Consider the following 5,037-nt stretch of genomic DNA (forward strand, 5'->3'; position numbering starts at 1 on the left):
GATGCTCGCCGACCGGATGGGCAAGGCCGATCGCGTCATCGTCGACGCGCCCTGTTCGGGCAGCGGCACCTGGCGGCGCAGCCCCGAACTGCGCTGGCGCTCGACCCCCGTGCGGCTCGACCGTCATGTCGCCGAACAGGCCAAATTGATCGACATCGGCGCCGATCTTGTGGCGCCCGGCGGCAAACTTCTCTATGCTGTCTGCTCGATCATCATGCGCGAGGGGCGAGCACAGGTGGACGATTTTCTGAACCGGCATCCCGGCTGGACGGCCGACAACACCTATCTTCCCGATGGCGTCGGACGCGCCGCGGGGGCGGGGTATTTGATGACTCCGGGCCATGACGGCTGCGACGGATTTTTTCTCGCACGACTGACGGCGCCATGTTAGCATCGCCTGCAATGAAGCGATGGGAGAATGTAATGCGCGTCGGCTTTTTGGCTCTAACTGCGGGTGTGATCCTCGCCAGCCTGCCCACAGCGTCCGATGCGCAGCGCGCCGATAACGACATCTTCCCGCGCTCGATCGCGCTCCAGCAAGAAGGTCATAAGGCGCAGGAAGCCGGTGATCTCGATGCCGCCATCGGTTTCTATGAATCGGCGCTCGCCGCCGACCCGCGCAATCGTTCGGCAATCATCGCGCTGGCGCAGGTCGCGCGTGCGCAGGGACTGCCGGGCAAGGCGATCGGTCTTTATCGCGAAGCGCTTGTCCTCGAACCCAATGACATCGTCGCGCTGACCGGGCAGGGCGAGGCGCTCGCCGACAAGGGCGCGCTCGAACTCGCGCGCGAAAAGCTGACCGAAGCACAGCGCGTGTGCAGCGACAAATGCCCGCAGGTCGCGGCGCTCGAAAAGACGATCGCGTCGAGCGCTTCGAAGCGCGTCGTCGCCGCCGAAGTTCTGGTGCCAAAGCCGGTTGTCGCCACCGTCGGGACAACGAACAATCAGAATTAACCGTCGCCCCTGCGAAGGCAGGGGCCGCCGTCAATCTTGCGCAACGCGTCCAGCGGCGCCTGCCTTCGCAGGGGCGACGCCTTTCAACCCAGCGCCCGCGCCAGTGCGACCCATTCGGCGACGCTGACCGTCTCCGCGCGCCGCGTCGGTTCGATGCCCAGCGCCTCGGCCGCGGCAACCGCACCCTCGACGCCCTTCAAACTCTGCCGCAGCATCTTGCGCCGCTGGCCGAACCCCTTTTCGGTCAGCTTCGACAGCAGTTTCGGCGCGACGCCCTCGGGCTGGTCGGCCGGCGTCACATGGACGATCGCCGACATCACCTTCGGCGGCGGGGTGAAGGCCGAGCGGTGGACTTTCATCGCGATCTTCGCGGTCGAGCGCCACTGCGCGAGCACCGCCAGCCGCCCATAAGCGTCGGCCCCGACCGGCGCGACGATGCGCTCGGCGACCTCGAGCTGGAACATCAGCGTCAGCGACAGCCAGCGCGGCGGCCAGGCCGCGGGCTCCAGCCAGCGCGTGAACAGCGCGGTGCCGACATTATAGGGCAGGTTGGCGACGATATGATATGGCGCGCCGCCGGTCAGCGCGTCGACGTCGACCGCCATCGCGTCGTCGGCGATCACCGTCAGCTGCCCCGGAAAGGCTTCGCCAAGCTCGGCGAGCAAAGGCAGGCAGCGGTCGTCGCGCTCGACCGCGATCACCTTCGCGCCCGCGCGCAGCAGCGCGCGCGTCAGTCCGCCCGGGCCGGGACCGACCTCGAACACCGTGACGCCGTCAAGGTCGCCGGGGATCGCCGCGATGCGATCGAGCAATTGCTCGTCGAACAGGAAATTCTGCCCCAGCGCCTTGCTCGCCTGCAGGCCGTGGGTGCGCACCGTTTCGCGAAGCGGCGGTAGCGGAAGCTGGGGCTCGACGCTCACTTCGCCGGCGCGCAGCTGCGCTCGCGCGCCGCGGCGAGCCGGGCGGCCATCGCGATCGCCGCGATCGTCGGCCCCGGGTCGGCGGTGCCGGTGCCCGCGATATTGAACGCGGTGCCATGGTCGGGCGAGGTGCGGATGATCGGCAGGCCGAGCGTCAGATTGACGCCGTCGTGGAAATGCAGCGCCTTGAACGGCGTCAGCGCCTGATCGTGATAGGCGCAGAGCAGCGCGTCAAATTGCGCACGAACCGCGGGCGCGAACAGGCCGTCGGCGGCGAACGGACCGTCGACGATGATCCCTTCCCCGGCCAGCTGCGCGACCGCGGGCGCCATGATGCGTTCTTCTTCGCTGCCCAATTGTCCGCTCTCGCCCGCGTGCGGGTTAAGCCCGGCGAGCGCGATGCGCGGCGCGTCGATTCCGAAATCGCGGCGCAGCCCGCGCGCGACGATCCGCGCCTTGGCGACGATCAGCTCGACCGTCAGCCGGTCGGGCACTTCGGACAGCGGGATATGCACGGTCAGCGGCACCACGCGCAGGGTCGGGCCCGCCAGCATCATCACGGCATTCGTCGCGGTGACGCCGCAGCGTTCGGCGATGAATTCGGTCTGTCCGGGGTGCGTATAGCCGATGCCGTGCAGCGCATATTTGGAGACCGATCCCGTGACGAGCGCCGAACTCGCCTGGTTGCGGGTCAGCCCGATACCGGTTTCGAGCGCATGGAGCGCGCAGGTCGCCCCCGCCGGGGTCGGTACGCCGGGGGTCAGCGGGCCGCTGTCCTCCAGATGCCAGACGGGCAGGGCATCGCCAAAGGCCCGCACCACCTCGTCCATGTCGCCGACGCGCGCGACCGGGCCGTCCCAGACAGCGGTGATCGCCGCCGCATCGCCGATGGCGACAAAGGGGGGCAGGTCGTTTTCGTGGCGCGCGGCCCATGCGCGGGCCGCGACTTCGGGGCCGACGCCGGCCGGGTCACCCATGGTAACCGCGATCGGCTGTCGATTGCTGAAATCAGGCATAGGGTCAGCTATATTCGATCACGGCATCCCGGCGCAGGTCGCGCAGATAGCGCTGGGCCCGCTTGTTGACCTTGTCCTCCAGCAATTTCTGTTCGATCTGCTCGAGGTTCGGCGCGGTCGCGGTTTGCGGCATGTCGCGGCCGCAGAGCACGAGGACGCTGACGCCCTCGTTCGCGGCGCCGAACGGCTGCGTCGTCTGGCCGATCTGCAGGCTGGCGAGCGTCGCTTGCAGCGGCGCCGGCAGCGCGCGCATCTCGATATTATCGCGCGACACGATCGAGGCGCCCAGGCTCTGCGCCACTGCGTCGGCTGCACCGCAACCGGCAATCGTGCGTGTCTTTTCGGCAAACTGGCCGGCGAGTTCGGACGCCTTCGCCTGCGTCGTACCTGCCGGGAAATCGAGCGAAATCTGCTTGAGGCTGAGGATTGCGTCGCGCGGATCGGCGGTCAGCACCTGGCGCCGGTCGATCATCAGCATGATCGAGATGCCGCCCGGAACCTCGATCGGCCCGACGAGCTGGCCCGGCTGCATCTGCGTTGCCGCTTCGCCCATCGATCCGGGCAGCTGGCCGGCCTTTACCCAGCCCAGGTCGCCGCCGACGACGGCGGTCGAGGCTTCCGAAAACTGGCGTGCATAGGCGGCAAAGCTGCCGCCCGCCTGCAGCGCCTGGATGATCTTCTTGGCATTCTCGGTCGCCGCCGCGGCGGTTTCGGGGGTCGACGACAGATAGATTTCGCCGAGGTGGAACTCGTCCTGACCCTTGGTCCCGGTCATCTGGTCGGCGACGATCTTGACCTCTTCGGTCGACACATTGGTCGTCGACTGGATGTTGCGCGACAGCAGGCGGTCCCAGGCGAATTCGCCGCGGATCTGCTGCTTCACCGACGCTGCCGACGAGCCTTTCGATATGAGGTACGTCGAAAACTGGTCGGGCGTCTGCTTGAAGCGCGTCGCGAGGCGCGCGAACTGCTGGTTTACGACATTCTCGTCGATCGCGATCTCGGCCGCCTTGGCTTCCTGAATCTGCAGTTTTTCGTCGATCAGGTTGCTGAACACCTGGCTGCGCAGCCGTTGGACTTCCTCGGGCGGCAGCTCGACATTGTTGTTGGCGATGCGGATCAGCGCCATGCGCTGCTCGATGTCGGTCGCGGTGATGATCTCGCCGTTCACGGTGGCGGAAGGGCGATAGACGTTCGGCTTGGCATCGCCGAAAAGCTGCACATTGCCCGGAATGTTGAGGCTGGTCGTCGGAACGTCACTGTCTGCAACGGTCTGGGCCAGCACCGGCGTTACGCCAACGGCAGCCAGCGCGATCAGGCCGGTCATGGTCGAAAATTTGGTCATCTTTACCCTATTCGAGAAAGTCCGGACGCTCCGTATCAGCGGAAACGCCCGATGGTCCAGCGCAATCCGCCAAAGGAGCCATTTGATGGCCGCAGATACGCCGCGGACGCTGAACCTAGGCTGAGCGAAGGGGGAACCGGCGCCGGGCTTTAAGGAGACAAAAGATACGCATATGCGCGTCCGCCGCTATCTGCTTGCGTCGTCGCGGGGTTGGATCCGGTCGGCATATGGGCTGTGCAATCCTTCCAAAGTTCAGGAAAGTTCAGCCCTGTGCGGCACCCGGTTTGGATCTGGCGGCGTGCTGCGCGCGCGGTACGCCCCGCCGTGGCTGCACCCGCAAGCCCGGCAGCGACCGCTTTTTGTTCACCAATGAAAGAGCCGGATGAAGGCTGGCACGGCCGGATAATGTAGGAAAGGCTTATTTGACGGCGATGTCGGTTTTGGGGGGAGTGGATGTTCCAGCATCGACTCGATTTCCCCTCCCGCCTGCGGGAGGGGCAGCGAGGCTTGTGAACTTGTTCGCTAGCCGCAGCGGGGTGGGCAGACCGCAACGTTGCTGGCCCGCCCCCGACCCCTCCCGCCTGCGGGAGGGGAGGAGAAACGTCCGCTTCCGCTCGTTAGCGGCCGTCAGAATCCCAGATTGCGGAACGCGATGCGGAAGGAGAAGCTGTTGCCGCGCTTCGCATCGCCGGTGTCGGCATAGTCGCGCCGCCAGGTGAGCGCGATCGACAGGCAGTCGTCGTCATAGGCGACGCCGAGGCGGTGGCGAATCGGCTCGAACCCGTCGGCGTCGCTCAGTGGA

4 protein-coding genes and 1 pseudogene are annotated in these 5,037 nt (G+C 66.6%); 2 read left to right on the forward strand and 3 right to left on the reverse strand.

The features are described from left to right. Window positions 1-391 (forward strand): annotated as a pseudogene (locus VJ811_RS17965) (RsmB/NOP family class I SAM-dependent RNA methyltransferase); the annotation flags it as partial. Window positions 392-438: 47 nt separating this feature from the next. After that, window positions 439-954 carry a tetratricopeptide repeat protein gene (locus VJ811_RS17970; protein ID WP_324074905.1) on the forward strand — a complete coding sequence of 172 codons (516 nt, stop codon included), beginning with the start codon at window positions 439-441 and terminating at the stop codon, window positions 952-954. Between the two features lie 83 nt (window positions 955-1,037). Here the strand turns inward: VJ811_RS17970 and rsmA are convergent, their stop codons facing one another. Genes rsmA through VJ811_RS17985 form a run of 3 tightly spaced genes read right to left on the reverse strand, consistent with a single transcriptional unit; the run spans window position 1,038 to window position 4,235 of the window. Then, complete coding sequence (rsmA, locus tag VJ811_RS17975; protein ID WP_324074907.1) at window positions 1,038-1,874, reverse strand: 16S rRNA (adenine(1518)-N(6)/adenine(1519)-N(6))-dimethyltransferase RsmA; 837 nt, start codon at window positions 1,872-1,874, stop codon at window positions 1,038-1,040. Next, entirely contained in the window at window positions 1,871-2,890 is a 1,020-nt protein-coding gene (pdxA, locus tag VJ811_RS17980) for a 4-hydroxythreonine-4-phosphate dehydrogenase PdxA (RefSeq protein ID WP_324074909.1), read from the reverse strand. The genes rsmA and pdxA overlap by 4 nt, the downstream gene beginning before the upstream one ends. 4 nt (window positions 2,891-2,894) lie before the next feature. Beyond that, window positions 2,895-4,235: a peptidylprolyl isomerase gene (locus VJ811_RS17985; protein ID WP_324074911.1), complete on the reverse strand. Its 1,341-nt coding sequence runs from the start codon at window positions 4,233-4,235 to the stop codon at window positions 2,895-2,897. Window positions 4,236-5,037 lie beyond the last annotated feature (802 nt).

This window comes from Sphingopyxis sp. (assembly GCF_035250425.1).
Taxonomy (GTDB): Bacteria; Pseudomonadota; Alphaproteobacteria; order Sphingomonadales; family Sphingomonadaceae; genus Sphingopyxis.